General features: G+C 50.8%; 23 protein-coding genes and 1 pseudogene. 8 read left to right on the top strand and 16 right to left on the bottom strand.

The window, feature by feature from the left end:
- Nucleotides 1-4: 4 nt before the first annotated feature.
- From ACFFT4_RS11645 to ACFFT4_RS11630, 4 genes are read right to left on the bottom strand one after another with little or no spacing between them, the layout of a single operon-like run.
- A complete protein-coding gene (locus tag ACFFT4_RS11645) occupies nt 5-757 on the bottom strand; it encodes an amino acid ABC transporter ATP-binding protein (protein WP_378047774.1) in 753 nt (250 codons plus the stop codon).
- The gene (locus ACFFT4_RS11640) at nt 754-1,461 is read right to left on the bottom strand and encodes an amino acid ABC transporter permease (RefSeq protein WP_378047773.1); all 708 of its coding nucleotides are present in this window, start codon (nt 1,459-1,461) and stop codon (nt 754-756) included. Before ACFFT4_RS11640 ends, ACFFT4_RS11645 begins: the two co-directional genes overlap by 4 nt.
- Nucleotides 1,458-2,171, bottom strand: coding sequence for an amino acid ABC transporter permease (locus tag ACFFT4_RS11635; RefSeq protein ID WP_378047771.1), 714 nt, complete (start codon nt 2,169-2,171; stop codon nt 1,458-1,460). The genes ACFFT4_RS11640 and ACFFT4_RS11635 overlap by 4 nt, the downstream gene beginning before the upstream one ends.
- Nucleotides 2,168-3,049, bottom strand: a complete 882-nt coding sequence (locus ACFFT4_RS11630; RefSeq protein ID WP_378047769.1) for a transporter substrate-binding domain-containing protein — start codon at nt 3,047-3,049, stop codon at nt 2,168-2,170. The genes ACFFT4_RS11635 and ACFFT4_RS11630 overlap by 4 nt, the downstream gene beginning before the upstream one ends.
- Before the next feature lie 242 nt (nt 3,050-3,291).
- Here ACFFT4_RS11630 and ACFFT4_RS11625 point away from each other — a divergent pair, with 242 nt between their 5' ends.
- The 4 genes from ACFFT4_RS11625 to ACFFT4_RS11610 all read left to right on the top strand — a co-directional run bounded on the left by ACFFT4_RS11625 (nt 3,292) and on the right by ACFFT4_RS11610 (nt 7,273).
- Complete coding sequence (locus ACFFT4_RS11625) at nt 3,292-3,867, top strand: TetR/AcrR family transcriptional regulator (protein WP_378047768.1); 576 nt, start codon at nt 3,292-3,294, stop codon at nt 3,865-3,867.
- A 166-nt stretch (nt 3,868-4,033) separates the two neighbouring features.
- Nucleotides 4,034-4,957, top strand: a complete 924-nt coding sequence (locus ACFFT4_RS11620) for an NmrA/HSCARG family protein (protein ID WP_378047766.1) — start codon at nt 4,034-4,036, stop codon at nt 4,955-4,957.
- A gap of 4 nt (nt 4,958-4,961) precedes the next feature.
- Entirely contained in the window at nt 4,962-6,131 is a 1,170-nt protein-coding gene (locus ACFFT4_RS11615; RefSeq protein WP_378047765.1) for an NtaA/DmoA family FMN-dependent monooxygenase, read from the top strand.
- Complete coding sequence (locus ACFFT4_RS11610; protein WP_378047762.1) at nt 6,128-7,273, top strand: NtaA/DmoA family FMN-dependent monooxygenase; 1,146 nt, start codon at nt 6,128-6,130, stop codon at nt 7,271-7,273. The genes ACFFT4_RS11615 and ACFFT4_RS11610 overlap by 4 nt, the downstream gene beginning before the upstream one ends.
- Nucleotides 7,274-8,017: 744 nt before the next feature.
- Here ACFFT4_RS11610 and ACFFT4_RS11605 read toward each other — a convergent pair.
- The 4 genes from ACFFT4_RS11605 to ACFFT4_RS11590 all read right to left on the bottom strand — a co-directional run bounded on the left by ACFFT4_RS11605 (nt 8,018) and on the right by ACFFT4_RS11590 (nt 9,705).
- Entirely contained in the window at nt 8,018-8,290 is a 273-nt protein-coding gene (locus ACFFT4_RS11605; RefSeq protein WP_378047761.1) for a hypothetical protein, read from the bottom strand.
- Nucleotides 8,291-8,480: 190 nt separating this feature from the next.
- Complete coding sequence (locus ACFFT4_RS11600) at nt 8,481-8,855, bottom strand: hypothetical protein (protein WP_378047759.1); 375 nt, start codon at nt 8,853-8,855, stop codon at nt 8,481-8,483.
- A 282-nt stretch (nt 8,856-9,137) separates the two neighbouring features.
- The gene (locus tag ACFFT4_RS11595) at nt 9,138-9,512 is read right to left on the bottom strand and encodes an Imm42 family immunity protein (protein WP_378047757.1); all 375 of its coding nucleotides are present in this window, start codon (nt 9,510-9,512) and stop codon (nt 9,138-9,140) included.
- Between the two features lie 10 nt (nt 9,513-9,522).
- On the bottom strand, nt 9,523-9,705 hold the full coding sequence (locus tag ACFFT4_RS11590; protein WP_378047755.1) for a hypothetical protein: 183 nt from the start codon (nt 9,703-9,705) through the stop codon (nt 9,523-9,525).
- 288 nt (nt 9,706-9,993) lie between these two features.
- On the opposite strand from ACFFT4_RS11590, the gene ACFFT4_RS11585 reads away from it, so the two are divergent.
- From ACFFT4_RS11585 to ACFFT4_RS11575, 3 genes are all read left to right on the top strand, one after another.
- Nucleotides 9,994-10,368 carry a hypothetical protein gene (locus tag ACFFT4_RS11585; RefSeq protein WP_378047754.1) on the top strand — a complete coding sequence of 125 codons (375 nt, stop codon included), beginning with the start codon at nt 9,994-9,996 and terminating at the stop codon, nt 10,366-10,368.
- A 91-nt stretch (nt 10,369-10,459) separates the two neighbouring features.
- Nucleotides 10,460-10,639 (top strand): hypothetical protein, encoded by a 180-nt coding sequence (locus ACFFT4_RS11580; protein WP_378047752.1) that lies wholly within the window; start codon nt 10,460-10,462, stop codon nt 10,637-10,639.
- A gap of 81 nt (nt 10,640-10,720) precedes the next feature.
- On the top strand, nt 10,721-11,269 hold the full coding sequence (locus ACFFT4_RS11575; protein ID WP_378047750.1) for a hypothetical protein: 549 nt from the start codon (nt 10,721-10,723) through the stop codon (nt 11,267-11,269).
- Nucleotides 11,270-11,576: 307 nt separating this feature from the next.
- On the opposite strand, the gene ACFFT4_RS11570 is transcribed toward ACFFT4_RS11575, so the two are convergent.
- Nucleotides 11,577-12,428 (bottom strand): leucine-rich repeat domain-containing protein, encoded by an 852-nt coding sequence (locus ACFFT4_RS11570; RefSeq protein ID WP_378047748.1) that lies wholly within the window; start codon nt 12,426-12,428, stop codon nt 11,577-11,579.
- 683 nt (nt 12,429-13,111) lie between these two features.
- Here ACFFT4_RS11570 and ACFFT4_RS11565 point away from each other — a divergent pair.
- Nucleotides 13,112-13,417 carry a hypothetical protein gene (locus ACFFT4_RS11565; RefSeq protein WP_378047746.1) on the top strand — a complete coding sequence of 102 codons (306 nt, stop codon included), beginning with the start codon at nt 13,112-13,114 and terminating at the stop codon, nt 13,415-13,417.
- Nucleotides 13,418-13,835: 418 nt separating this feature from the next.
- On the opposite strand, the gene ACFFT4_RS11560 is transcribed toward ACFFT4_RS11565, so the two are convergent.
- The 7 genes and pseudogenes from ACFFT4_RS11560 to ACFFT4_RS11530 all read right to left on the bottom strand — a co-directional run bounded on the left by ACFFT4_RS11560 (nt 13,836) and on the right by ACFFT4_RS11530 (nt 25,488).
- A complete protein-coding gene (locus tag ACFFT4_RS11560; RefSeq protein ID WP_378047744.1) occupies nt 13,836-14,837 on the bottom strand; it encodes a WG repeat-containing protein in 1,002 nt (333 codons plus the stop codon).
- A gap of 25 nt (nt 14,838-14,862) precedes the next feature.
- Complete coding sequence (locus tag ACFFT4_RS11555) at nt 14,863-15,645, bottom strand: RHS repeat-associated core domain-containing protein (RefSeq protein ID WP_378047922.1); 783 nt, start codon at nt 15,643-15,645, stop codon at nt 14,863-14,865.
- Nucleotides 15,646-16,093: 448 nt separating this feature from the next.
- Nucleotides 16,094-16,459 (bottom strand): barstar family protein, encoded by a 366-nt coding sequence (locus ACFFT4_RS11550; protein WP_378047742.1) that lies wholly within the window; start codon nt 16,457-16,459, stop codon nt 16,094-16,096.
- Between the two features lie 418 nt (nt 16,460-16,877).
- Nucleotides 16,878-17,180, bottom strand: coding sequence for a hypothetical protein (locus ACFFT4_RS11545; protein ID WP_378047740.1), 303 nt, complete (start codon nt 17,178-17,180; stop codon nt 16,878-16,880).
- 488 nt (nt 17,181-17,668) lie between these two features.
- Nucleotides 17,669-18,277: a type IV toxin-antitoxin system AbiEi family antitoxin domain-containing protein gene (locus ACFFT4_RS11540; RefSeq protein WP_378047737.1), complete on the bottom strand. Its 609-nt coding sequence runs from the start codon at nt 18,275-18,277 to the stop codon at nt 17,669-17,671.
- 430 nt (nt 18,278-18,707) lie between these two features.
- Nucleotides 18,708-18,873: pseudogene (locus ACFFT4_RS11535) on the bottom strand (LuxR C-terminal-related transcriptional regulator); the annotation flags it as partial.
- An 18-nt stretch (nt 18,874-18,891) separates the two neighbouring features.
- The gene (locus ACFFT4_RS11530; RefSeq protein ID WP_378047735.1) at nt 18,892-25,488 is read right to left on the bottom strand and encodes a DNRLRE domain-containing protein; all 6,597 of its coding nucleotides are present in this window, start codon (nt 25,486-25,488) and stop codon (nt 18,892-18,894) included.
- Nucleotides 25,489-25,508 lie beyond the last annotated feature (20 nt).

Genomic DNA, 25,508 nt, shown 5'->3' with positions numbered 1-25,508 from the left:
CACCTCAAATGTTGAATTCTATCGGTTCCAAAATTCTGCGCAAAAACTGCCGCGTTCGTTCTTCTTTAGGGCGAACCAACACTTCTTCCGGCGCGCCTTGCTCCACAATGACACCGCCGTCCATATAGATGACTTTGGATGCCACATCGCGGGCAAACGAGATTTCATGCGTGACGATGATCATCGTAATGCCTTCGCTGGCGATCTTCTTGATCAGCGCAAGCGTCTCGCCGATCAATTCCGGGTCCAAAGCCGATGTCGGCTCGTCGAACAGAATCACTTCCGGGTTCAGCGCCACCGCCCGGGCGATGCCGACGCGCTGCTGCTGTCCGCCCGAAAGCTGGGACGGATAATAGTCGTTCCGGTCGGACAAGCCCACTTTGGCCAGCGCGTTCCGGGCGATGGCCACCGCTTCCGCTTTCGGCATCTTTCTCCCGACGATCAAGCCCTCGGTCACGTTCTCCAGGGCGGTTTTATTGATGAACAGGTTGTGGTTCTGAAAAACGAAAGCCGTTTTTTTGCGAAGCGCCAGAATATCCCTTTTTTTCGCTTTGCCGAACGAGACGGTTTGATTGCCGATCGTCAGCGTCCCTTCTTCCGCGCTTTCCAGAAAACAGACGCATCTGAGCAGCGTCGTTTTGCCCGAGCCGCTGGCGCCGAGAATGACGACCACCTCGCCTTCATCGACATGAACGTCCACGCCGCTCAGGATCTTGTTTTTCCCGAACGATTTATGCAGATTGGCAATGCTGATCATGCGGCTTCACTCCTGTACTTTCCGATCTTCTTTTCCAACGCTTTGCCCAGAAACTCGATGCCGGCGCTCAGTCCCCAATACACGAGGGCGGCGGCCAAATACGCTTCAAAATAACTGAAATAGAGATTGGCGTATTTTAACGCGCCGTTCAGCACATCGACGACGCCGATCAGGATCACAAGGGACGTCGCCTTCATCAGCGCAATGACGATTCCCGTCAGGGAAGGCACAAACACAAGCATCATCTGCGGAAACACGATACGCCGGAAAGTCTGAAAAAAAGTTAATCCGACGGTATACCCAGCTTCGTATTGGCCTTTCTCGACCGACAATAACGAACCGCGTATATATTCGCTCATATGGGCAATCGCAGGCAAAGAAAGAGCGAAAATACCGACGTAAACGCGACTTACATCCCGCACGGTTACGGTCAAATGCAGGAATTTCGCAATGCTGGCAAAATGCGTGACAAACAGGATGCTCGCTACGACCAAAATCAGGTTGATCGGAATTGCCTTGAAAGCGACGACAAAAGCATCGGCCGCATGCGAGACGACCGGAATGCGGTAAGTCCGCAGGGCGGCGACAAAAATCCCGAACACGAGGCCGATCGCGACAACCGCCAGCGTCAGCAGCAGGGTTACGTGAATATAGGAGAGGGCGCTCTTGAAGGCGGCAATAATAAATTCCGGGTTAATATTCATGCCGGCCCCTCCGCCGGGTTCCTCCCATAGTTCATTTTCCGGATCAACAGGGAAATGCATTTCTCAAGCACGACGCTGGCAGCGACAAAAATGATCGCGGCGTCCGCATACCCTTCCAGCGAATGGTACGAGCTGTAGCTGATGACGGTGACCATGCCCATCATATCGATAATGCCAAGCAAATAGGCGAGCGCAGTTGCCGGCAGCAGCCCGACGACCATCGCGCCGAGCCCGGGCAGCAAAACCCGAAAGGCTTGCGGCAGTACAATCCGGCGAAAGGTCTGCAAGCTGGTCAGCCCGACCATGCTGCCGGCTTCCGTCTGGCCGCGGGGAACGGACAGAATGGCCGCACGGATATGTTCCGCCAGATAGGCGCTCTCGTTGATGCCGTAGGCCAGAAACACAAAGATCAGCTTGTTCCAGCCAGATACGAGGTTGCTGCCGAACAAGGCGTTCGAAAGCAGAGGAATGCCGTAATAAACGAGAAAGATTTGAATCAGAATCGGCGTCCCTCTGAAAAATGAAATATAAATACTGGCCAATTGATGCAGCGCGGGCAGTTTTTTAATCCGAATGACCGCAAGCACCGTTCCCATGACAAGCGCCAATGCGGTCGAAACCGCGACGATGTACAGCGAAATCGGAAACTTGGACAGGATTTTGGGAAAATAGTCGATCATTCGTTCCAAGGAGAAAAAATCGTCGTTCATAGCGGCTTGACCGTGACGTCGATGCCTAAAATCTCCAGGGACAGCTTGCTGAGCGTTCCGTCCGCCAGCAGCTTGTTGATTGCGGTATCCAGTTCCTGCTGCAAAGATTCGCTGCCATAGTTGTATAGCAGATAAGTGCCGTTTTTCTTGGCGGGATCGTAAAACAGATTGTCGCCGGTCACATCGAATGCATCTGGCCCATAGGCTTCGAGCGTCGCTTGGTCGTTCAGCTTCTCGCCGAACAGCCCGTCGACCGCTCCGCTTTTCAGAATGGCCAGCTGCTGCTCGAGCGTTCCGGAATCCCAGACGATTTCGATCGGATTGTCGGAATGCGTTTCGTTGAATTTTTCAGAGAGGCCGGCAACCGAAGTGCCGGGCGGTACTGCGATTTTCAAGCCCCCCAGATCCTCGTCGCTGTTGACGACAATGCCGGATCCCTTTTTGACCCTGAGTGTATAACCTGAATTCTCGTAATGACTGGCTTCGCCCAGAAGGTATTTTTGCGCGCGTTCTTCCGTCCAACTGGCATGGATGGACAGTATATCGTACGCTTTCGTATCCAGTCCGACGAAGGCGGCCTGGAAATCGGTGATCGGTTCGTATTTGAACACATACTGCGGCAAAATTTCGTCGATTTTGGTCAACACTTCATAATCGTAGCCCTGCCATTTGCCGTTCTCGTCCAGCACGCTGATTTTCGGAATGCCGTTGGCGAGAGCGATGACAAGCGTTCTGGGTTCGGCATTGTCGTTGTTCGCGCTTGCCGAGCCGGATGCGCCGGATTTGTTGCTGCTTGGAGACGAATTGCCGTTATTGCCGCAAGCGGCGACGGCAAGCGTCAGTGTCAGTGCGAGAGCAAGTCCTATTCTTCTTTTCATCATTCGGTTCCTCCACCTGTCGTTTGTCATTAAACTTAGTGTTCGAATAAATTTACTTGGTTTTAGAATACACCGATATTATTTTCGCATGAGCTCGTAGCGATTTGGGATTCTAGAAAGAATGATATTACCGTGAATAAATAAAGTCAATACCAAAATAAACAAAAACATTACCAAAGTAATGTATTACTGTTTCTCCGTTAAATGAATTATAATAAGGGCAAAGGAGTTGGGGGCAGCAGATGAGTGCGAGAGGCGCAACCAAAGAAGCCATATTGTCCACAAGCATCAGCTTGTTTAATCAATACGGCTTCGAGCAGGTCACGATCAATCAGATTTGCCAGGAAATCAATGTGACCAAAACCGCGTTCTACTACCATTTCAAATCCAAGGACGAGTTGATTTCCGAGGTTTTCTCGATTGACAATATCGTTTCCAACGACGATTTGTTGAACATCCTCACCGTGACCGATTTTGCCGATCAAGTCATGAAAACGATGGGGATTTATGTGAAGCATATGGTTCGGTTGGGAGTTGAAATGACAAAGGAAAATTACAGGGTTCATTTGCGCAATCAGATCCTTCCGCTGGATAAAAGCAAATCGCCGCTGCTGAGCGATATTATTCCGACGCTGATTCAACGGGCCAAAGATGAGGGGCAGATCCGCAATCCGGCAAGCGCCGAAGATTTGCTTGAATCGATGTGCAACCTTGCCAATGGAGTTATTTTGAAGTGGGCCGTCGAGGGCGGCAGCTTCGATGTGCTGGAAGAAACCCGCAAACGGTTTGAAATATTGCTGGTCGTGAACAGAGAATAAAGTCGTAAATGGAATGCCTGTGGAATGCCTGACGCGCCGCTCAAAGGGGCGCGTTTTTTTGTTGTTCTTATCGGCCGACGCAAAATTATATTTACCTTGGTATTTACTTATCTTTACCACGGTAATATAATATGGGCATTCGTTCATCCAGAAGGAGAGATATCGCATGGCAATCGATGAATCAAGGACAATTTTGGTCGTAGGCGGCACAGGCACCCAAGGCGGCCGTGTCGCACGGGAATTGTTGAAGCACGGCCATCGTGTGCGGGTTCTGACCCGCAGCCCGGAGTCGGCCGCGGCCAAAGCGATCGCAGCGCAAGGAGCGGAATTGATTCGCGGGGATATGGCCGATGCGGCGTCGCTGGAAGCGGCGATGGAAAATGTATCGGCGATTTTCTCGGTGCAATACGCCGACCCTTACGATCAGACGGTCGAGCCGCGCAACGCCGCGAACATGGTGCAGGCGGCAAGAAAAGCCGGCGTCGGGCAAGTCGTCCACACCTCCGTCGCCGGCAGCAATCTGTTCCCAAGGTGGGACAAATACCCGTATTTGACGCAAACCTGGGAGAACAAATATGCCATCGAAGAGCTCATCCGTCAGGGCGGCTTCCGATATTGGACGATTTTGCACCCCTGTTGGTTTATGGAAAACTTCTTGCCGCCTCTCGCGGCGTTTATGGCGCCGGAGCTGAATGGCGGAGTGTTGTTCGGCACACTTAAAGGAGATACCCCGTTAAAGCTGAATTCCGGGGAGGATACGGCCAGATTCGCCCGCGCGGCTTTCGAAGACCCGGCGAAGTTTCACGGCCAGGACATCAATATTGCCAGCGACGAGCTGTCCATGACGGAAATCGCGCAGACGCTAAGCCGCGCGCTGAACAAAAAAGTGATTTTCGAATCCGTAAGCGCCGAGGAAACCCGAAAGCGAGGCATGCTCGAGGGAACGGTTTATTTTATGGAATGGCTGGAGAGCGTGCCCGGTTACGGCTTCGATATTCAGGAAACCAAGCAATACGGGGTTGAACTGATTTCCTTCTCGGAGTGGGCGGAGGCGAGCAAGGAGCGGTTTGTTTCGTCCATAGGAGGATGATCGCATGACCCCCCTTCGCACGCTGCGGTTCTCGTCGATCGCCCTCCCGCCCGGCGGCCATTTCGCCGCATGGCGGCACCCTTCAGCGCAGCGGGACGCTGAGCTCAACCTGGCCACCCTAGCCGCCTATGCACGACGAATCGAAGACGCCGGGTTCACCGCCTTGTTCGTCGCCGACGACGCGGCGATGCGGGGCGAACAGTTCGATTCGCCCAACCGCTCGACGCAGGCGAACTCGTTCGAGCCGCTGACGCTCCTGTCGGCCCTCGCTGCACTCACCGGCCGAATCGGGCTCGTGGCCACGGCCGCTACGAGTTTCAACGAGCCGTTCCACGTAGCCCGTCGCCTCGCGAGTCTGGACCATATCTCCGGCGGGCGGGCCGGATGGAACGTCGACACGAGTGTCGTGCCGCGGAGAGCCGGCGGATTCCTCCGCGATGAGCACGATGCGCACGAGGACCGCTATGAGCGCGCCGAGGAGTTCGTGCGCATCGTGCGGGAGCTGTGGGACAGCTACGCCGACGACGCGATCGTCGCCGACAAGAGTTCCGGGCTGTACTTCAGGCCCGGAGGGCGGCGTGCGCTCGATCACGTGGGCAAGCACTTCCGGGTCGCAGGCCCCCTGAACGTGTCGCGGTCGCCGCAGGGGTATCCCGTCGTCTTCCAGGCCGCCGCGAGTGCCGCCGAGATCGCGCTCGCCGGCCGGCAAGCCGACGTCGTGCTCACCGCCGCCCGGTCGATCGACGACGCCCGTGCCTTCCGGGCACGGCTTGATGAAGCGCTCGTCGCCGCCGGCCGAGCGCCGGGAAGCGTCCAGGTGTGGCCGAGGCTTATTCCCATCGTCGCCTCGACCGAGGACGAGGCGGCAAGGCGGCGCGACGAGCTGCAGCATCTGCTTCGCGACGACACGCAGCGCCCGGTCGCACCGGACGACGCCGGCGGGCTATTCGTCGCGGGCACGCCCGAGCAGGTCGCCGGCCGGATCGGGGAGTGGTACGAGGCGGGCGCCGCCGACGGGTTCGCCGTGCGCTTTCCGCTGATTCCCGCCGACGCCGATCCCTTCCTCGACGAGGTGCTGCCGATCCTCGCTCGCCGCGGCGTATTCGCCCCGCCGGAGGGCGCGACGCTCCGCGACTCACTCGGCCTATCCCGACCGGAGAGGAGTGTCATATGAGCGTGAAGAAACAAGCGCGTCTTGTTGCAGCCACCCATTCGACCGGCTCGCACCTGCGCGGATGGCGGCATCCGAACAGCCCGGACCGACCGGCCACCGACGTGCAGGCGTTCATCGAGGTCGTACAGGAACTGGAACGCGGTCTCTTCGACGCGTTGTTCCTGGGCGAAACTACCGGGACGATGCCCGGCCCCGACGAAGCGCACCAGCACGACTCGATGGTGAACGATTCGCTCGATCCGACGCTGCTCCTTTCGGCGATTGCAGCGGCGACGAGACACATCGGTCTCATCACGACCGCGTCGACGAGCTTGACCCAACCCTACTCGCTCGCGCGGCTCCTGGCCTCCCTCGACCATCTCTCCGGCGGTCGAGCCGGCTGGAACGTCGTCACCTCGCGCTTCGAAACGGAGGCGCGCAACTTCGGAATCGCCCCCAGGCTGCTGCGCTCCCCGGTGCGTTACGACGTTGCCGCCGAGTTCGTCGACGTCGTCAAGCGCCTGTGGGACAGCGTCCCCGACCTGGAGCCGGGACAGGAGTTCAATCCCGAGAGGACCCGGCCGCTCGACCACCGCGGCGCGAACTTCCGGGTGACCGACTCACTCGGCATCGCCCGTCCGCCACAGGGGCACCCCGTCATCCTGCAAGCCGGGATGAGCGAGGAGGGACGGGAACTCACGGCGCGCGAGGCCGACCTGGTGCTCGCACCCGGCGGCGCCCGGCACGCGCGGGAGGTCCGCGAAGACATCCGCCGGCGCGCCGCGGCGAACGGGCGCGATCCCGACATGCTCGTCGTGCTCGCCGTGCTCCCCTCGGTGCTCGTGGCAGACACACGCGCCGAGGCCGAGGCGCTGCTTCGGGAGTTTACGGCTCTGCTGCATCCGGCGGAACGGCAGCAGCATGGCATCCTTGCCGGGACGGCCGACGACTTCGCCGACCTCATCGAGGACTGGCTCGACGGCGGCGCCGCCGACGGGTTCGCTGTGGGCTTCCCTTACCTGCAGGGACCGACGGCGGCTTTCACCCGCCTCGTGGTCCCTGAACTGCAGCGGCGAGGCCGTTTTCGTACCGCGTATACGGGCACAACGCTGCGTGAGAACCTCGGCCTGCCACGACCGTCCGCCCGTCGCGCTCCAGAGTAATCCCGCTCCGGCCGTAGGCAAGCGGGAACGGCATGCCAAGACTGAAACACTAGGACAAACAAATAAGAAAGGCCGCCTTCATTCTGATTCGAAGGTGGCCTTTTATGTCGAGCTGTTGTGATTACGATATTTTTAAGATAAGTGGGCACATCTGGACAACCAGAACAACTATCCTGATTTACATTTGGGAAGTCCTTCAAAACCAAAGTCGTATGTATATCTAATCGCCCAGTTATTCCAGGGTTTTAAGAAATCACATGCACCAACAATTGTTTGACGTCTAGAGTAAGTTTATAAAATAATAAACTAGCTACTCCTCTGTGAGCATCATTGCAAAATCCGCCACAAGCGGTACAATGTAAGGTACAATTTTGACTAAGTATGTTCATGATAACGTTTGACGAGAAACCTTGGCAGAATACCTTCTATATATTAATTTTAATAAACAAAGAGGGCGCTATTTGCCTTCTTTGTTTTTCTCGACGGTCTTCATTAATTTATTTATTTTGGAATTAATCGATACAAGATATCCAATTATTATAAGTATTGGAGTTAAAAACAATACGATTATTATATCGGTAGTCAAGTTTCACCTCCTAATTCTGATAGATATTTGTTACAGCCCTCTGTATTATCTCATAATACAGTTGTGCTTTCTTTTGTTTTATTTATTGGAAAACAAACCCTGATCGAATAATTGTTTGCCCAGAGACCGTCCAATCCGTTTGCTCTGATATAAGTTTTTTAATGCTGATTTTCGGAAACAAAATCATCAAGCAATTGATAAAATGCATCAAAAGCTGCATCATCGCTATTTGAATAAAAAGTGATGATTTCTGCCCAACTATGTGTAGTCTCCATCTTAAATCGCCCTTGAATGTATTGCTGGAACTGTGGGAGAAAAAAATAATTCTGCTCAATGTTCACTTCATTGTGATAAGCTACGTAACCATTCAAATAAGCCTGAAGTAAGAAGAGGGACGGTTTTCCAATATACATACCAGGTCTTTTTTTCACCTGCTGAACCTTATTGTATAGTATATCCGTATTTTCATCCCCCTTATTATTTGCCCTTTATTTCACAACCCCTTTGGTTACAGCCCTTACCAACAGCGGTTTGCAAACATGTTTCCTTCGACCTCACCACCTCAAATTTTCCATACCTTTACAGAGAAAAGAAAAGATCCTGGGGAAAAGCCCTTGATGGTTACGAATTTGCGATTTCTTCATTACTCTTTTTAATATCTTCAATCATTTTATCCATTCTCGCAACCTCAAAAGCATTACTTCTATTACCAGCTAAAAAATATAATTTTAACCAGTATGCATTATCCGCCAGATAAGATTCCACCGCTTTTCCAATGATTTCTTCAGTTAATTTCCGAACAATGATACTAGGTGGTGCAGCACTGATGAAATCCGTTTTTTCTTTATCCATTAGCCTGTAATAGTTATTTGGTGTAGTAACGACAAGAGAATAGGTTAGTCCATCGTCTAATGTAACAAAAACATCTACATTATCATTTTCTACGTCTTGGATTTTAGATAGGTCAGTAGGAAAATCAATTTTTAATATTTTCAAGACTAATTCCTCCAGCAGATTATTTTTCATATATCGCCTTAAATAGCAATAACTATTGAAGACAATCGTGCAGGCAGTAAGAGACAAAGCAATTAAACTTATTATTCCCATTGAAGGAATGAAGAAATCCCGAATATATGGTTCTATTCGCTTGAGGATTCTTTTTCATAAACTTCATCTAAAGTTTTATAGGTCCTAAATATTACATCATCAAATTCCCCTGCTTTTATCGTACCTTCCCAAATCTCTTCTGAGGCTAGGTTATTCACAACAAAACGCGCCTCATTTTTTTGTTTCCACCATAAATATTTTCCAATTATCAAAAATATCGATAGGAGGACAAACATTGAATTGTGCCCAGGTTTCCTCAATAGCAATGCTATCATACTTACTGGAGTCACCATATAAAGCCTCATTTAGACGATTGAAGAACTCTTTATAATCTAACATAAATAAGTTTTTGTTCGAACGATTCCCTTGATCTCTAACTAAATCTTCTATTAAGAATAATACATCACGCAACGAAGCTCCAGATTCATAATCCCCAATACGAGCGCCATTAATCCAATAGCAAAACCTACCGAACATCCAAGCGCCGCCATAATTATTATTGAGTTCAAATTCCGTAGCAAAACTTTCTGGATTGCCTATTAGCATAAGTTCCCCCTTATCTTATTCCTAACTGCTCTCGGATATCTTTTGTCAATTTATCTTTCTTGATCTCTCCTGCAAAATGAACGCTACCCGCATTATCACTAAAAAATTGATAGATTTTCCCGCTATCATTGACTCCATACCATGTTCCCATACCGCCACGAACAGATTTATTATAAACATCTAATGCATCCAAGGGCTCTGGTGTCTTATTAGGATTATAATACGGACTTCTTCTATCATGAGCAGGATTTGCTTTATACGGAAGTCGGATTCTTTCTAAGATACTCTATCTTATCCTCTTGAGACATCATTATATTGTTATAGAAGCTATTTGCCTGAAACTGTGAAAATTCCAGTATAAAATTGTTTGCTGTAGCTAGTTCTTCCAACCACTGCGGAGTTTCGTAGAAGTAATCGTTTTTAGTTTCAGGGATACCATGTTTCATTACTATTGCTTCGAGTAAATGTCCCGTCGGATCTTTTGTATCTAAATGGATTATTATACACGTATGTTCGTAATAATCCGTTAAAGTATGTTGATCCATCGGGTCTCAATCCAGCAGCAGCTTGTTTAATTCCTCCAATAGGTGCAGCTTGTGCAGCCGCAGCAACGGCTGTTGCTGAAGGCGAATTATTTATTCTTGGAGTAATAGGTATTGAGTTATGGAGAGATTCCCAATCTGAAGAATTCGATACAATTCAGGATGGGCAGAAAGTTATTCAGCAATCAGCGGTAAATCAAGGATATACCGTACTACAACAGTCTTGGTTTCAAAGTGGTTCAGGGGTTTATCAACAAAATAAAATTCGCATTATGCCGAAAGAGCAATTGGATTTAGCTCCCGCGAGCGTATAGGGTATCATCCTGGGTTCAGGAGTAATCCTATTTGATGTTGGTGAGTTTAAGCATAGAATTGAACATTTAAATTCTAATGGGAGTAGCTGACGTGAGAAACACAGCTAAAGTTATTGCCGACGCCAAAGGTCTCGTTAAAAGTTCAGGTTTAACAAAACTCAATAACCGAGATGTTTACCTTGATACAGCAACCGGAAATCTTTATGCTGTGGATACTCAGCATGGCAAATTTGAACTTACTAATAGTAAAGGAAAACATCAGGAGAAGTGAATTTCAACTTTAAACCAACGAAACCGGCAGACCCTTCTGGAAGACACAATTTAAATGTCAGATGACGATGGGGTGTGAAGTTTGAGAGAAGTTGTAGTACAGACCGTTAAACGTTATTACGAAATTGGAGACAAATCGAGTTATGTGAAAAACTGTGAAAGCATATGGGAGATGCCTACTAAAATACTAGATTTCTGCAAGATAAGAGGGGTTGAAGTTCAGCAACTTCTGCAAAACAAGAATCAAGTATGGCCGAGTGCAAAATGGCTATTTACAGTTCCGCACTCTCAATGGACAAACGAAATCGAAGTTATTTTTAGTAGTAACTTTATGGTTTCAAAACTTGCCCCAGTGTATTATATTCAACATGAATTCTCGTTGCCCAATTTGGAGCGCGAGTCTTTAAGCCCCGTTCTTGATGGCTACGGTACACAGGCATATACATTTATACAACAGGACTTAGAGGACATGATCTCCGCTCAGTTGGGTAATATGGGGTATGAAAAAATAAGTTACGCAGAGCTGCATGAAGTTGTATGCGCCTTGGAATTTCCTAAAGGAGTATCTGTCTTCGGACCACAAGTTTCAGTAGAATACGCATTGTTTCACGATTTACTGGACCATTGTTGATTATTTTGTTTTGAAGCATTAAGACCTGCTATACGCTTGGGCTATGGCGCGGCTGTCGCCAGGTCAGTAAAATCTAACCCAAGCCTTGCGGCAGCATAAAGAACCTGACCCTAACCGGATGACCCGAGCAAACGGCTTGCCCACTTGTTGATTCTCCCGCAGGAGTGGCTTGCAGCCTTTCAATTTCGTTGGATAGAATCTCTGTCTCCAACGTTTAGAAAGGCTGTAAGCCGCCCTGCGGCTCATGAATCAACAGCGGGCAAGCCGTTTGTTTCATCAGGTTTGGGCTATGTCGCAAGTTTGAGGCTTAAGTTTGTATTTGGGATCCAAAGTCCTTTAACTTATGGGTGTAATGCTTTTTGTTATCAAAAGCCACATATTCTATTCCTTCACAGTAGGAGAGATCGCCATCGATTACATTGGTCTTAGAGAATACAAGAAACTTCAACTTGGGTAGATTTTTCACGAAACTCAAGTTTGGAATCGAACCACTATCAATTAATGAAAGTTTCTCTAAATTTTTTAGCCGATGTAAAAAATCAAAATCAATTTTTTTACATGATTCAATTCGGAGCACCTTTAGCGTGTCCACTAACTCGGCTAGTTGACTGAGGTCTTCAAGCTTGCTCATGTAATTTAATTCGACTTGTTCCAAACCATTCATTCGATTACAACCATCTAATGATACAAGTGAACTTTGAGTTATTGCTATTGAACTTAAATTTGTAAGGTCTGACAATTCTATAAGATTATTTTTCTTATACTTCCATATACGTAGTTCTTTTAGCTGTGTACACTTCTCCAAATTCAGTACGTGTTTATTCATCTCGATAGCCATTTCTTCCACAGACTTCATACGTATGAGATCAATTGGCCCTGTGATATCGCCTAGCAATAGTAATTTAATACTTTCGTTTGATCTGTATAAACCATCAAAATTTGATATCGCTGCTCCAATATTTATAGTTTCAATGTTCTGTAGTCTTTCTAGACAATCAACATTATCCAGATGATAGTATCCGGAATTAAAATAAATCGATCTTATATCATTCTGGTTGATGTATTTGACATAATCGTCAATTCTTTGATCTTCAATTATAATGACATTCCTATTAAGAGGACCTAAAGCAAATTTGAATCCATCCCGGTCATTATTCAAGGTCATCTTCTCCTTTGTTTTTCTTGTTCATACAGATATCTCGCTCCAAGGCTATTAATCCTGTTGTAATTTTGACTAATACGTGGGCCACCAGAATCACGAATACGAATAGCTTCCTCAATATATGCCGCTCTTCAGTCGACGGCAGGTGTAAATGCTTTACTTACTACAGGATCACTGTTAACACTTGACCGATATCTTGCAGACTCGTTCATACGACTGATTGGTCCAACTCCATGATAAACTGTTCCACTTTGAAAAGTAATCGTGTATGTGCCAACCTGGCAGTTATGGAGTTGTCAAAAAAAGTGCAGTTTGAAAACACCCATTTTGTTAAAAATACATTTATCGCCGCATCAAGTAGTAATGATGAAGAAATACTATCATTACTATCCAGATGGGGATGTCTGTATTCTCATTGTCGTTGTCTGCTAGACAACTAGCGACACAATCATCAAGTATATCTCAAAGTGCAGTGGTTATTTTCAATTACAAAAAGAAGGAGTAGATATAGGATATATGGTAGTAGACACAAAGATCACTAAAATAACAATTGATTACTCAACAAGTAATGGTTATAGATATAAAACCGTTGAAATAAATACGGGGCTGATTCTGTCCGGCATTTCTGATGGTGCGATTACAATCACTAACATGAGTAAATGACATTTAGGAGGTTTAATTTGTTTAAGCAGAAGGCATTATATTATTTGGTTTTCTATTTTTTTGGTTATGTAATGTCTTTGATAAATACGGGGATACCTAATTATGTATATTTAATTCCGGTCAAAGTGGTTGCACTAGCATTCACATTAATCGCAGGTAATGCGAGTTTCTATGTTATTGTTCAGAGACGCACAATTGCTGAGGCTGGTGTTCGTACAATTAAGTATTGTTTCATCGCTGTTGTATTGCTATTCTTCTTTGCGTTAATCAAATCAATAATGATAGGGTTTGGAATCGATATAACCCCCCTCATTGGGATGTAGCGTTTTGGCCAGAGACATGCCCATAAGTTGATTCCTCCGCAGGAGCAGCTTGCAGCCTTCCACTTTCCGTTGGACAGGGTTTCCTGTCTTCAACGTTTAGCAAGGCTGTGAGCCACCCTACGGCTCGTGAATCAACAGCGGGCAAGCCGTTTGTTTCCATCTGGTTGGCTATCGCGCGGCTGTCGCCGGGCAACAGAACCTAATCCCTAGCCTCGCGGCAGCATAAAGAACCTGACCCTAACCTGATGACCAGAGCAAACGGCTTGCCCACAAGTTGATTCCTCCGCAGGAGTGGCTTGTAGCCTTTCATTTTCGTTGGACAGAGTTTCTGTCTCTAACGTCTAGAAAGGCTGTAAGCCGCCCTGCGGCTTATGAATCAACAGCGGGCAAGCCGTTTGTTTCATCCGGTTCGGGTTTATTAAATTTCAAATATTGTTTTTCCGCTATGCCGATTGATATATTTATACTGCCCATCCTGCAGAACAAGTACCACACTACTGTCCAAGTAGTAAGACTGAATATCTACATAATCGTATTGTTGCATAGGGGCGACAAGGTCACCCTTCTTATCGATAAAACCAGACTTATCACCAATCGAGACAAGGGCAGTTCCGTTTATGAACGGAAGAGCTTCATCATATGTTCCCTCTATAACGAGATGGCCTTGGGAATCAATGTATCCCATCTTCCCGTTATTGACGATTACAGTCGTTAGGCCTTCGGAAAAAGAATCGGGGTTGGATAGACTAAACGCTATAATCAATTGTCCGCTTGTATCGATAAAGCCTGACTTCAGACTATCGATGTCCCTTACTGCTGCCATCCCTTCCGAGAAGGAATCAGGAATCATATAACCTGGCAGTTCAATAGTTGTAGTTCCAGAGGAATCAATAAAAGAATAGCCGCCATGATCAGACTTCACCCATGCAAGTCCATTACTAAACGTCCCAGATTCTACATACTGAGGTGAAATAACCATGTCGCCGGAAAGATTGATGTACCCGAATCGCTCTTCATGCTGAATTTTAATCAACTCTTCGTGTGAAGCTGCCTGTTCAATCGGTTCGTCTATCTCGAAGTCTCCTGCAATTGTTTTAATTTGGAAGCCGCTTTGATCAATTAAAAAATATCCTTCGGAGTTCTTAACGATAGATTGTCCTTTAACAAACGGACCAACAAAGCGGTACTCTGGAATAACGACTACAGAACCTTCCTCGTTAATAATTCCCCAGAAATCAGAGATTCGAACGCCAGCAAGGCCTTCGCTAAATGCATCCGCATCATCATAAAGGGGTTGGATTTTTATGTTACCTTCTTGATCAAAGTAGCCCCATTTCCCATCCCGTTCAAACGGAATTAGTGTGCGTTTGAGACCGATAGGATAAATACTCTTTAAGTAATTCTCCTGTACTGTTTTCACTTTGTCACCGCCTTTAATCTGTATGTCACCAAGAAAATGCTTCTTTAAATAGGGCTCGTACTACAGCTCCTGCACCCTGAGCAACTCTACCTGCAACACTAAACGCGCCTATGACTCCCGCCTGAGCTAGTCCAGCATTTCTGCTTCTTTCTGCATACTCATTATTTGCATAACTTCTAGCCTCGATAACACTCATATTCGTTGTCTTTCCATCTTGCTTTAGATTCAAGGAGTAGTTGACAACTCCCGGTGAAGTAAAGTAAACGGACATGAACAAGTTCCCATACAGGTGAAAATCTTTAACGGGGTCCAGTTCCTTACCTCTAATATAGTTTCCTTCTTCGGTATAAGCTTTTAATTGTTCTTCCGCACTGGTTCCGAAGGGTTTAACCTCCCAAATCTGATCTTTCCACATAATATCGATTTCTCGGCCGCTCTTTAATGGTACTTCAAGTGCGGGCATCAGTACCCGTCCTCCCGCAAAAGCCTTATAAACTTGTTTTGCAGCAATAATTTGAGCAATGTCATGGAAGACGGTCACATTCTGTATCCCTTTTGAGGATTCTAATCCATTGGCAATAAGAACCATTGGCGCAAGATTACCATTAGCAATTCGGCCTAAGTTGTATCTATTAGAGATACTCTGTAGTGCTTTTACTTGCATATGCCCACTTGGGTCCACATGCGTTAAAGGATTGTTGCTCACATAAGTATAAAGGTTCAAACTCAGCGGATTATTAATGCTGCCCTCATAGCTATCCTCATTAATAAATCGCCCCATGCTTGGGTCATACCATCTGGCTCGCAGATATCGCAGATCGTTCGTTTAATCCCATAATTCTCCGCTGTACCTGAAAGGGTTGGGGACGGTTTCTTGCGCTGTTACCGGATTTCCCCACAGATCATAAGTATATTGGTTAAGGACATTTCCAGCTTCATCCGCCAACCCAACTACGTCACCGTGCCCATTATAATGGTAATACGCCTTAGACCTGTTCGCAGAACAAGCGCGATCAACTCTGTAACGTCAGATTGATTTCGTTCATTATGTTGGTATGCCATCACGATACCGAATGGATGGGGCATCTTGGTGTGCATGCCTTCGGCATCGTATTCATAATGCGTAGTAGCGAAAGATTTAGCGTCAGCAGACTCCGCCAGAAACAGGTAATACCTCCCTCGATCACATTACACTTAATAGTAACAAGAAAGCCAAATGGGCTCTTTTGAGAACAACCCCAAGGCTCTTGTAAAATTTATTTTTCTTGTTTATAAACTACAATACATTTCCATGAGGGATGTTCTTCGTTAAATTTGCTTAATAGACTAGTCAAAATTTGCGAGTCTTCGGGTAGAACGGTTTGTAGTTTATCCCATCCTTCAAAACTAATAGTCTTCGGCAATTCAACTAATCCCGTAATTGCATCCCAAAACGCGTCCCAGCTCATTCCGTAGAAGTCCGGAAATTCAAGTTCTTTCTTCAGTAGAGAGTGAAGCTCCTGTGAATCATGAATACTACCAACGTTTAAAGACACTGTTGCTTTTCTTAAATCATCTTTATATGAGGTCACTTGTTTACCATACCTTTCCATGTAAGTTCCGATAAAGAAAAAATGTTTCATAGTGGTCCATTGTAATGTACGTTGTCCATCGTTCGTTTGCTTCTAGACATGTTATTACTAACGGTTACCATCTCTAATTCCGGAGAATTCCTTTGCAAGAATGAGCGCATGTAGAATGCCTTCATTTTTCGCTAGGTTTCAAATGTTACTCCTCACACAGCTCTGGTGTACGGCTTCAACTCCTCCGGTATTTTCGTCTTCGCCCAGGCTATGAGCGTGGCTGGAGAGCATTTCACGCGATAACGCTCGACGTGCAACGGACGGATGGAACGGTAGCCTCGACGCACCTAACAAGCTTCTCGCGGAGCGGAATACCGACGAGATACTTTAGCGGCAAAAAGAAAACCACATAAAGTTGTTACACTCGCATGTGGCATTCACAAAGCTCATTTAAGTAGACCTGCGTGAGAGTTTCCTGTTAATCAGCATTTTCAGAGAAGAATTCATCTAGCAATTTATAAAAATTATCAAATGCATTTTCTTCGCTGCTGGAGTAGAAAGAAATCAGAGATACCCAATTATGTGTCGTACTGATATTATAGCGTTCCTGAACAAATTCCTGAAATTTTGGAAGAAAAAAATAATCAGGTTTATCGCTAATTTCATTGTGATATTCTATATAGCCATCTAGATACGCTTTAAGCAGGTGCAAAGATCTTTTTCCAAGATGTATAATCGGATTTTGTCGTATTTGTTGAATTTGGTTATATACTTTGTCCACTCTGAATCACTCCATTTGCGAGGCTTTCCGACGCTATTCGCGCCAACGTTGAATGACTCAACTTAATCCGTTATTTAATTGTTGCTATCTTAATTATAGACGATGGGCCGTTGTCAATAGGTTACAGAAAACCTTTTTCAAATCAGAATAACGTTATGTTTTTCACTTCTGGTTCCGACCATATCTTTTCTGCAGCGTTCCATTTCCCAAAGAACTCTCGCTTTCTTAGAATGCTTTGATATATAGGTTCCAAGAAAGAAATGATTGCACCTAAGACGAACTCAAATTCAAGGACTTCATTGATTCCGATTCGTTTCAGAAAAGCATTCCATTGTCTAGCTCGACTATCATCATGAGCAATCATTCACGATTGGCTTGGCAAGGAAATCAACGTCTTTTGTAGAGCGAGTCAAATGCTTTTCCTGATTCTCTGGCAATATTCTTTAATCGTTCAGCGACAGAAACAGAGATGTTTTTAATTTCACTCATTAGACAAGTACCTCCAAATACTTCTGTAGTACCGTCCTGATCCTTAATTGGTCTGCATAGGCAACTAGCTTTGTTATATTTTTCTCTGGTGAGCGAAGGTAATTTCTCAGTCCTTCTTTCATGAGATCAATACCAAGCTTCTCACGATACCTGACAATGTCACAAATCGTTTTCTCTCGGTCATATATTCTGACAAATGTTCCTTGTACACGGACCTCACTTACCCCAAGTTTATATTGTGTATCCGCCAAATAAACCACTTTGATGGGGGGATAGTCAGGCAGCTTAGGCTTCTTGCTGCCGCGATGAATAGCAATTTGGTATTCCCAAGGGTTATAGGTTGTCAATTCATAATAGGAGAGAGCGGACAGAAGGCAGATGACCCCTTTGGGAACCAATTTACTGACTTCAACAATTTCGTCTGCTGTTCCATTAATAAACTCAACATGTCGATAGAGACCCTGCTTTACTCGAACGATTTCGCCTTGTGACTCTAACTTTTTTATATAGTATGGGGTAATCCCAGCGTTTAAAAAATCTCGTGTTCGGACAATTCCATTCTGACTTTGGAATATCAATTCCACTTTTGATTTGATCTCATTATCCACGTTTTCACCACCATTACTTCAATTTCTGTATTCACCCAAATGCCTTAGTTACTTATTCGTTGGTACCCTCACTATTCCTGCATTATTCACAAAAAGTTCTGCACTTAGACATAACTGCAGAATATGACCACTATCAAGTTTTGAAAATATCTCATTCGATGTACCATTCATCATTACGTTAAGCATTAAAGAGAGGGTACTCCGATGGCGTGAATTATTGATTTGTTGCAATCAGAAATAGCCAGAGGGATCAAACGAGGAGACAATGAGTGGCAATAAAGAAAAAATACGAGTTGAGCTAAAAGAATATACGGAAGAAGTATTCCGAAAGTACGAACAGCGAATTAATTATCACTTATCACAATGTGGTGTCAAAAAAAAAATAAAATCAAGGCTTCCCGCCATTCTCATTTGGGTGTGTTTCAAAATATATCGCATTCGAGATATAGTTTCGGACCGCTTTCTCACGGATAAACGACTGCTGTGCAATGTCGCGGGTTGTCTTGTCCTGTACCAGCAGTTCGGTAAACTGCGCGTTCCCGATTGGTGAGTAGGAAATACGCTTCGCAAGGCGTTACTTCCCCCGCGAAGCGCACTTCATTGCTCAATAACGATTAAGGCTGAATGTCCAGCAGACGAAGGATGACGGTTACCGCTTCGGCTCGGGTGGCGGCGCCGGCGGGCTTGAATTCGCCCTGGCTGCCGACGACGAGGCCGAGCTGCAGCGCCTTGGCTACCGACGCTTTCGACCAGGCCGGAATCGCCGCTTCATCCTTGAAGCCGGGCAGCTCCGGCTGCGACGCATTCGTCTCCGCAGGATAGGCCCGCATCAGCATCGTGACCATCTCCGCCCGATTGATGAGCTGGTTCGGACGAAGCGTGCCGTCCGCATAGCCGGACAGAATGCCGGCGGAAGACGCCGCGGCCAGGCTCGCCTCCGCCCATTGCGGAATGGCGGAGCGATCCTTGAAGCCGGACAGGTCGAGCGAGCCGTCAAGGGCGAGCGCGCGAACGAGCATCGCCGAGAATTGGGCGCGCGTAATCGCCGTGTCGGGCTTCATGCTGCCGTCGGGATAACCGGTCAGTATCCCTCGCTCCGCCGCACGTGAAATCGCGCTCGCCGCCCAGTGATTGCGCACGTCCGGCCATGCCGTCGGCCCGGTCGGTCCGGCCGGCTGCGGATCGGCGGAAGTTTCGCCGGCGACAAGGTAGACCGCGAACGTGCCGATCTCGTTCGTCACGGCCGTAATGACTCCGTTCTCGGCGTATCCGCCGATTTCCAGCCACCGGCGGCCGGCTTCGTCCCACCGGAACACGGAAGCTCTCCCGTTGCCCGCTTTGCCGGCTTCGAAGGCGAAGGACAGCGTCAGCGGCTTGCTCAGCTTGTGCGCGCGCTCCATGTCGATGACATAGACGTCGCTCAGCCGTTCGAACGGAGCCGGGTTGGCCACCCGCTCCAGCTTGCGCAGCGTCAGCCGGATTCCGGCTTCCTCCTGCGGAATAGCGACGGTTAGCTCATCGCCCAGCTTGACCGTTTCCGCAGCGGACGGCGCGCCGCCGATCGGCCCTCCTCCGCCCCCTCCGCCACCGGAGCCGCCGGAAGCCTGCTGCCGGTTCACGGCAATCGTGTACGTCCGGTTGTCCGCCGTCCCGGCCGTACCGGTCTCGAGCCAAATGATGTTCGTCCCCGGCCGCAAGGAGATCGGCGTTCCGGCCCGACCGCTGGCTACGGTCTGATCCGCCCCTTCGGGCGTGCGGATTCGAATCGTCTTGCCGGCTTCCAGTGCGTAAGGGGTCACGACAATGTCGGATGTTCCGCCCGGCACGTTCACCTCATATTGCAGCCGTTGCGGAGCAAAGGCAGGAGACAGAGTGCCGGCCGACAGCCGAATGTCGCTCAAGCCCGACGCCGTGACGACAGACAGCGTGTACGTTCGGCTCGCCGATCCGTCCTCGGAAGTGACCGAGAGAACGAGGCTCGATCCGTTGCCCAGCACCAGCGGCCGGCTCGGCTCCCCGCTCTTCACGGTTTGCGGCTCGCCGTCGTCTACGCGTACGGCAATCGCGGCGTGAGCGTCGGCAGCTACAGGCGTAACGCGAATGCCGGATGCCCCTGCAGGTACAATGGCGTCATACCCATATCGGCCGGCCGTGAGGGCCGGGGACACGACTCCGGAAGACAGCGTCAGTCCGGTCAGCTCCGCCGACGTCCCCGGGTTGCGAACGGTCACGGCCGCATGCGCCGCATCCCCGTTGGCATTAACCGCCGTAATCGCAGCCGTGCCTGGACCGATCGCCGTTACGTAACCGGTCGCATCGACCCGGGCGACAAGCTCATTGTCGGAAGACCATACGACCGTCTTGTCGATCGCGTTCAGCGGCTTCACCGTTGCGGCCAACTGCGTTCCGCCGCCCAGCGGAAGATCCAGCTCGGAGCGGTCCAGCGCGATGCCCGACGCCGGCAGCGCATAGACGATGCGCAAGTACGGTCGCAAGGACGGATCGGTGTAGTCCTTTGTATGGAACTTCTTCGTGCCGGTCATGGTCGAATCGCTCGCATCCGGATACGTCAGCGGCTTCAGCACGACGCCGTAGTTGATTTCCGGAGCGTCGACCCAGCTCTGGACGATGTCCGGAATGTCGAAAGCGTACCATTGCGGATAAGCGTCAATGCGGACTTGAGCGACGGGCTCCGGCGCGAACGGATTCGTGCCGTTCGTAATATAGTTCTCCCATGTCGTTTCTCCCGGTTCCGCAGGCGATCCGTCGTTGGAATCGCCGCTGCCGCCCCTTCCTTCCGCCCATGGCGCATTCGCCTTGTGAACGAACAGGTCCCGGGCGCGGTTGGCACTGCGCTGCGCGTAATGATGCAGATTCAGGCTCGCTTCGCTGACGATCGCCCCTTCGGGAAGCGGCAGCTGATCGAAGCGGACCATTCCGTACTTCCGGTCGCTCACGTTCTGATTATAATAGCCGACCTCGAAGCCGTGCTGGGCTCCCAGATTGTATTGATAATATTTCGTTCCCGAGCCGCCGGTTCCTTCGGAAAGCTGGGTATCGGCGGTTCCCGTGTAGCCGTCCACGCCTTCCTGGTAAGCGACGGCGGCTTTCGGCACGGTAATTTGATAGGTTTTGACGCGTGCGCCGTTGTTGGCGGTCACCGTAATGACGATGACATTATCGCCGATTTCCAGCGGAAGCGGCTCGCTCGGCTGTCCGTTGGCGACCGGAATCGCCGGCCCGCCGTTAATGGCCACCGCAATTGCCGCCTCGTCGTCTTCCGCATACGGCGTCACCGCCAGATGGTTATACACTTCCGGAACGTTCGCCGCATACGCCGCCGTCTCCGGGAAGAACGCTTCCGTCAAGCCTCCGGCGCTCAGCTGCACATCTCGCAAAAAGGCGGTCGCCTGCGAACGGGTAACGATGACTTCTGCCGATGCCGTATGCTGGCCGTCGGCCGTCTTGGCCGTAATGACGGCGGTTCCTTGCCCGACGGCCGTCACCAGGCCGGTGCGATCCACGCGCGCTACCGTCTCATCGCTCGACTGCCAGGTTACGCTGCGATTCAGTCCGTTATCCGGCACGATGACGGCGGTCAATCGGAACTGCTCGCCCGCTTCCAGCGACAGCTCCGACGGGGTCAACGCAATGCCCGAGACGGGAATCGTATACGTGACCTCCAGCTTGGGCCGCCAGCCCGATACGGCGTTATCCGAAGAAGCGAAGGACATCGCCATGTCGCCGCTGTCCAGCAGCAAACCGAAGTTGGAGGCCGGATTGTCCTGCCATCCTTTGACCAATGCGCCGATCTCCAGCTCCTTCCAGCCGTACAGCTGCTTGTCCACGACGGCCGTAGCCGACGGCGCGCTGCGATAACCCGGTTGGTTCGCCCAGGTCGTCCACCGCTGTCCGTCCGGAACCGGGCTGCCGTTATTGCCGGTTCCGCCGCCTTCCGTCCATTCTTCCGCAATGGCGTGCGCGGCAATCGTCTGAACCGGAGACTCGCCCGAAGGGCCTGCCTCTACCAAATACAGCCCCAGCTTGGCGGAAGTCACCTTGGCTTCGGCCGGCAAAGAAGAGAGGTCGAACTTCAGCAGGCCGTAGCGGTGATCCTGACTGACCGGGAGCGCGGGCCTGGCCGCGCTTCCGTCGGACAGCTGAATTTCTGCCAGCTGCAGCAGCGATTCGCCGCGATTGGCGGTAATGTTGAGGCGATACCGGGAGTAGGCCGTATCGTTCGTGAAATTGCGGTACACCTTGGTCTGAAAACGTTCCGTAAACGTCTGCTCCGTCTTCCTGTCCAGCTCCGTCCAGTCCGTGCCGTTCAGCGAGCCTTCCAGGGTCCAGTCCTGCGGGTCCCGTCCGGGAGTATCGTTGGCCGACGACAGCGCGTATCCGCGCACGACGACAGGCTCGGTCATTTCGAAGGTGACGACGGACTGATTTTGCATCGTCAGCCATTTGGAGGACAGCGAGAAATCGTTCAGGTTGTCTTTGCCTTCGTTCTCGGGGCTGGAGCCGACAACAGAGATCGCAGCCACTTTGGCGTGAAGATTGCCGTCAATGACGGGCAGCACCGGCTGCTGCGGGCCGACTTTGATTTGGGCGTTTTTGCCGAAGTTGCTCGTATTGCCGTTGTTCTCCGGCAGCTCGACAATGTGCGTATCCGCCGCCCCCGCGTATCCGTTAAGTCCTTGCTGCAGCATGACGGTCTGGGTTACGCCCGTCGAAGGACCGTTTCCCCGTTCCTTCAAATACTGAAGCAGAAGCTCCGTCGTATCGGTCTGGATCATATCGATTCCCCGGTCCAGCAGCCACGGGAAGCCTGCGGTCGGATCGGACAGAAATGCGTAATCGCCATGTCTGCCCACCAGCCCGGGAACGGAAAAGATCGTATTGACCCACACTCTCGCGCCCCGATCGTGCATCTCCCGAATCAAAGCGGGGTCTACGATCGGCGCATTGTCGTCGTTAAAGCTTATTTCGAAGGCGTGCACCGTAAACGGCGTCGTCTCCGGATTCAAGAAGTCGTGCACGACAGCCGGATCGGAGGCCAGCTGCATGAAGAGCGGCTGAACGGCGGAGTCCTTGAATTGGGCCATCCAGCTTGCGGTCGAAGCTTTGCCCGCGCTTGTCTTGTACAGCGCGTGATCCGTCGTGTCAGTGCGGATTAGAATGTCCCACATCGTATCCCAGTCGGCGTTTTTGATGTCCAGATTGACCATAATATGGCCTCTGGCCAATGCCATCGCCTCCTCCAGCGTCGGGATCGTTTCGCAAGGATTGCTGATCGATCCGTCGCTGTTTTTAAGACATAACGACTTGATCTGCGCCAGCGTCAGACTGCTGACATTGCCGCTGCCGTTCGTCGTCCGGTTGACGCTGTCGTCGTGCATCAGCACCGGCACGCCGTCGCTTGTCGTACGAATGTCCAGTTCCACCATATCGACGCCTTCGTCGATCGATTCGCGAATCGAGTTCAGCCCGTTCTCGGGCATTCCGTTCAGCCAGTTGCCCCGGTGAGCGACGACCAGCGTGCGTCCGTTCGGATCGAGAAACTCGCGAATGATGTCGTCGCCCGCTCCTCCGGTCTCCCGGTGCTTCACCGTAATGACGTATTGTCCGGCGGCTTCGGGACCGGACGCTCCCGCCGGCCGGACGGTGATCCGAATGCGCGTCGTGCCCTGCTGAAGCCGGACCGGCAAGCCGGGGCTGCCGCTGACGACCGTCTGCTCGTCTCCCGTCTCGTCCGCGATCGTAATGACGGAGTCCGCTGCGAACGCCGTCGGCGTTACGCTCACCTGCCGGGCATTCAGCGGAACCTGCAGCTCGTATTCGTGCACGCCGGGCAGAAAGGCCGGCGCCAGCTCCGCGCCCTTGACGCTCAGATCCGCCAGCGTGCCCTCCGTATCCAGCGCCGCTACGGTCACCGGCACGGAAGCGGTGAAGCTGCCGCTGCCGCCGAAGGCGTCGATCCGAATCTCGGTCGTCCCTTCGCCGACGGGCGTGACGACGCCGGCGGCGCTCACCGTCGCCACCGTCTCGTCGGCGGACGACCATACCGGCGCTCCCGTCAGCTCCGCGTTCAGCGGCCGGACGAAGACGGCATCCGCCAGCGAGACCGGCAATTGACCTACGGTCAGAGACAGCGGCTCGCTGTCCAGCCGAATGCCGGTGAGCGGCAGCTTGTAGTTCAGCGCCAGCTTGGGCCGAATGGCCGAATCGGCATGCTGGGCGGATGCGAAATCTTTCGTCGACGGAACTGTCTCCTCATCGCTCGCACTGTCCGTTTCTTTGAGAATGACGCCATAGTTGGCGGTCGTTCCGCTGACCCACCGTTGGGCCAAGCCGGTCAAATCCCACGCATACCATTGATTCAGCGTCGTTCCGACCAGCTTGGAATCCAGCGCTATCGCTTCATCGAAGCCGGGCCTCGTGTTCCAGATGACGCCGGGCGCGCCGACCGTGCCGTCGAACCCGGTTCCGGTTCCTTCATCCCAGGCGCCGGTCAGCTCGTGCAGGTGCAGCACCTTGTCATAACGGCCGGCGCTGCGCGCTCGCGTGCCGACCAGGTTGAGCTCCAGCCGGGCTTCCGTCAAGACGGCGTCGGACGGAATCGACGACAGGTCGAATTGGAACAGTCCGAACTTCCGATCCGCCGCCAGCGGATCGAAGTAACCGACTTCGACCGCCTCGTGCGCCCCGGTGTTTTTATCCCGGTGCGTGCCTTCGCTGACATGGACATCCTTCTGTCCGGAATACCCGGCGCCCTGCTGCAGCACGACGGCGGTTTTGGTTATCCGGATCGTATACGCGCTCTTCGTCTCGCCGCCGCCCGAGATGACGCGGACGGCAATGACGTTGTTGCCGATTTCCAGCGGCAGCTCCGGACTGGCCGAGCCGCTGACGACCGGTACGGCGTTCTCGCCGTTAATGGAGACGGCAATTGCGGCGTCCGCATCCTCGGCGACAGGCGTGACCGCCAGTCCGTACACGCTGTCGGTGACGCTCGCGGCATACGTCGTCCGCCCCGGTTCGAATCCGGGCGACAGCGTTCCTTCGCTGAGCGACAAGGCGCTCAGCCTCGCGCTGCTTCCGGGCGCGGCGGAAGCCGCATAAGGGAACGCCGCGAGCAAAACGGACCACAGCAGCAGCAAAGACATCGCTCCAGTCAGCAAACGATTGCGGGAATAGCTTGTGGATTTCATGTTCTCCATCCCTCCGATTG

Source organism: Cohnella cellulosilytica, from assembly GCF_042431195.1.
In the GTDB taxonomy this organism is placed as follows: Bacteria; Bacillota; Bacilli; order Paenibacillales; family Paenibacillaceae; genus Cohnella; species Cohnella cellulosilytica.
Note: the sequence above shows the minus strand (reverse complement) of the source record. Positions and strands in the feature narration are given on the sequence as shown.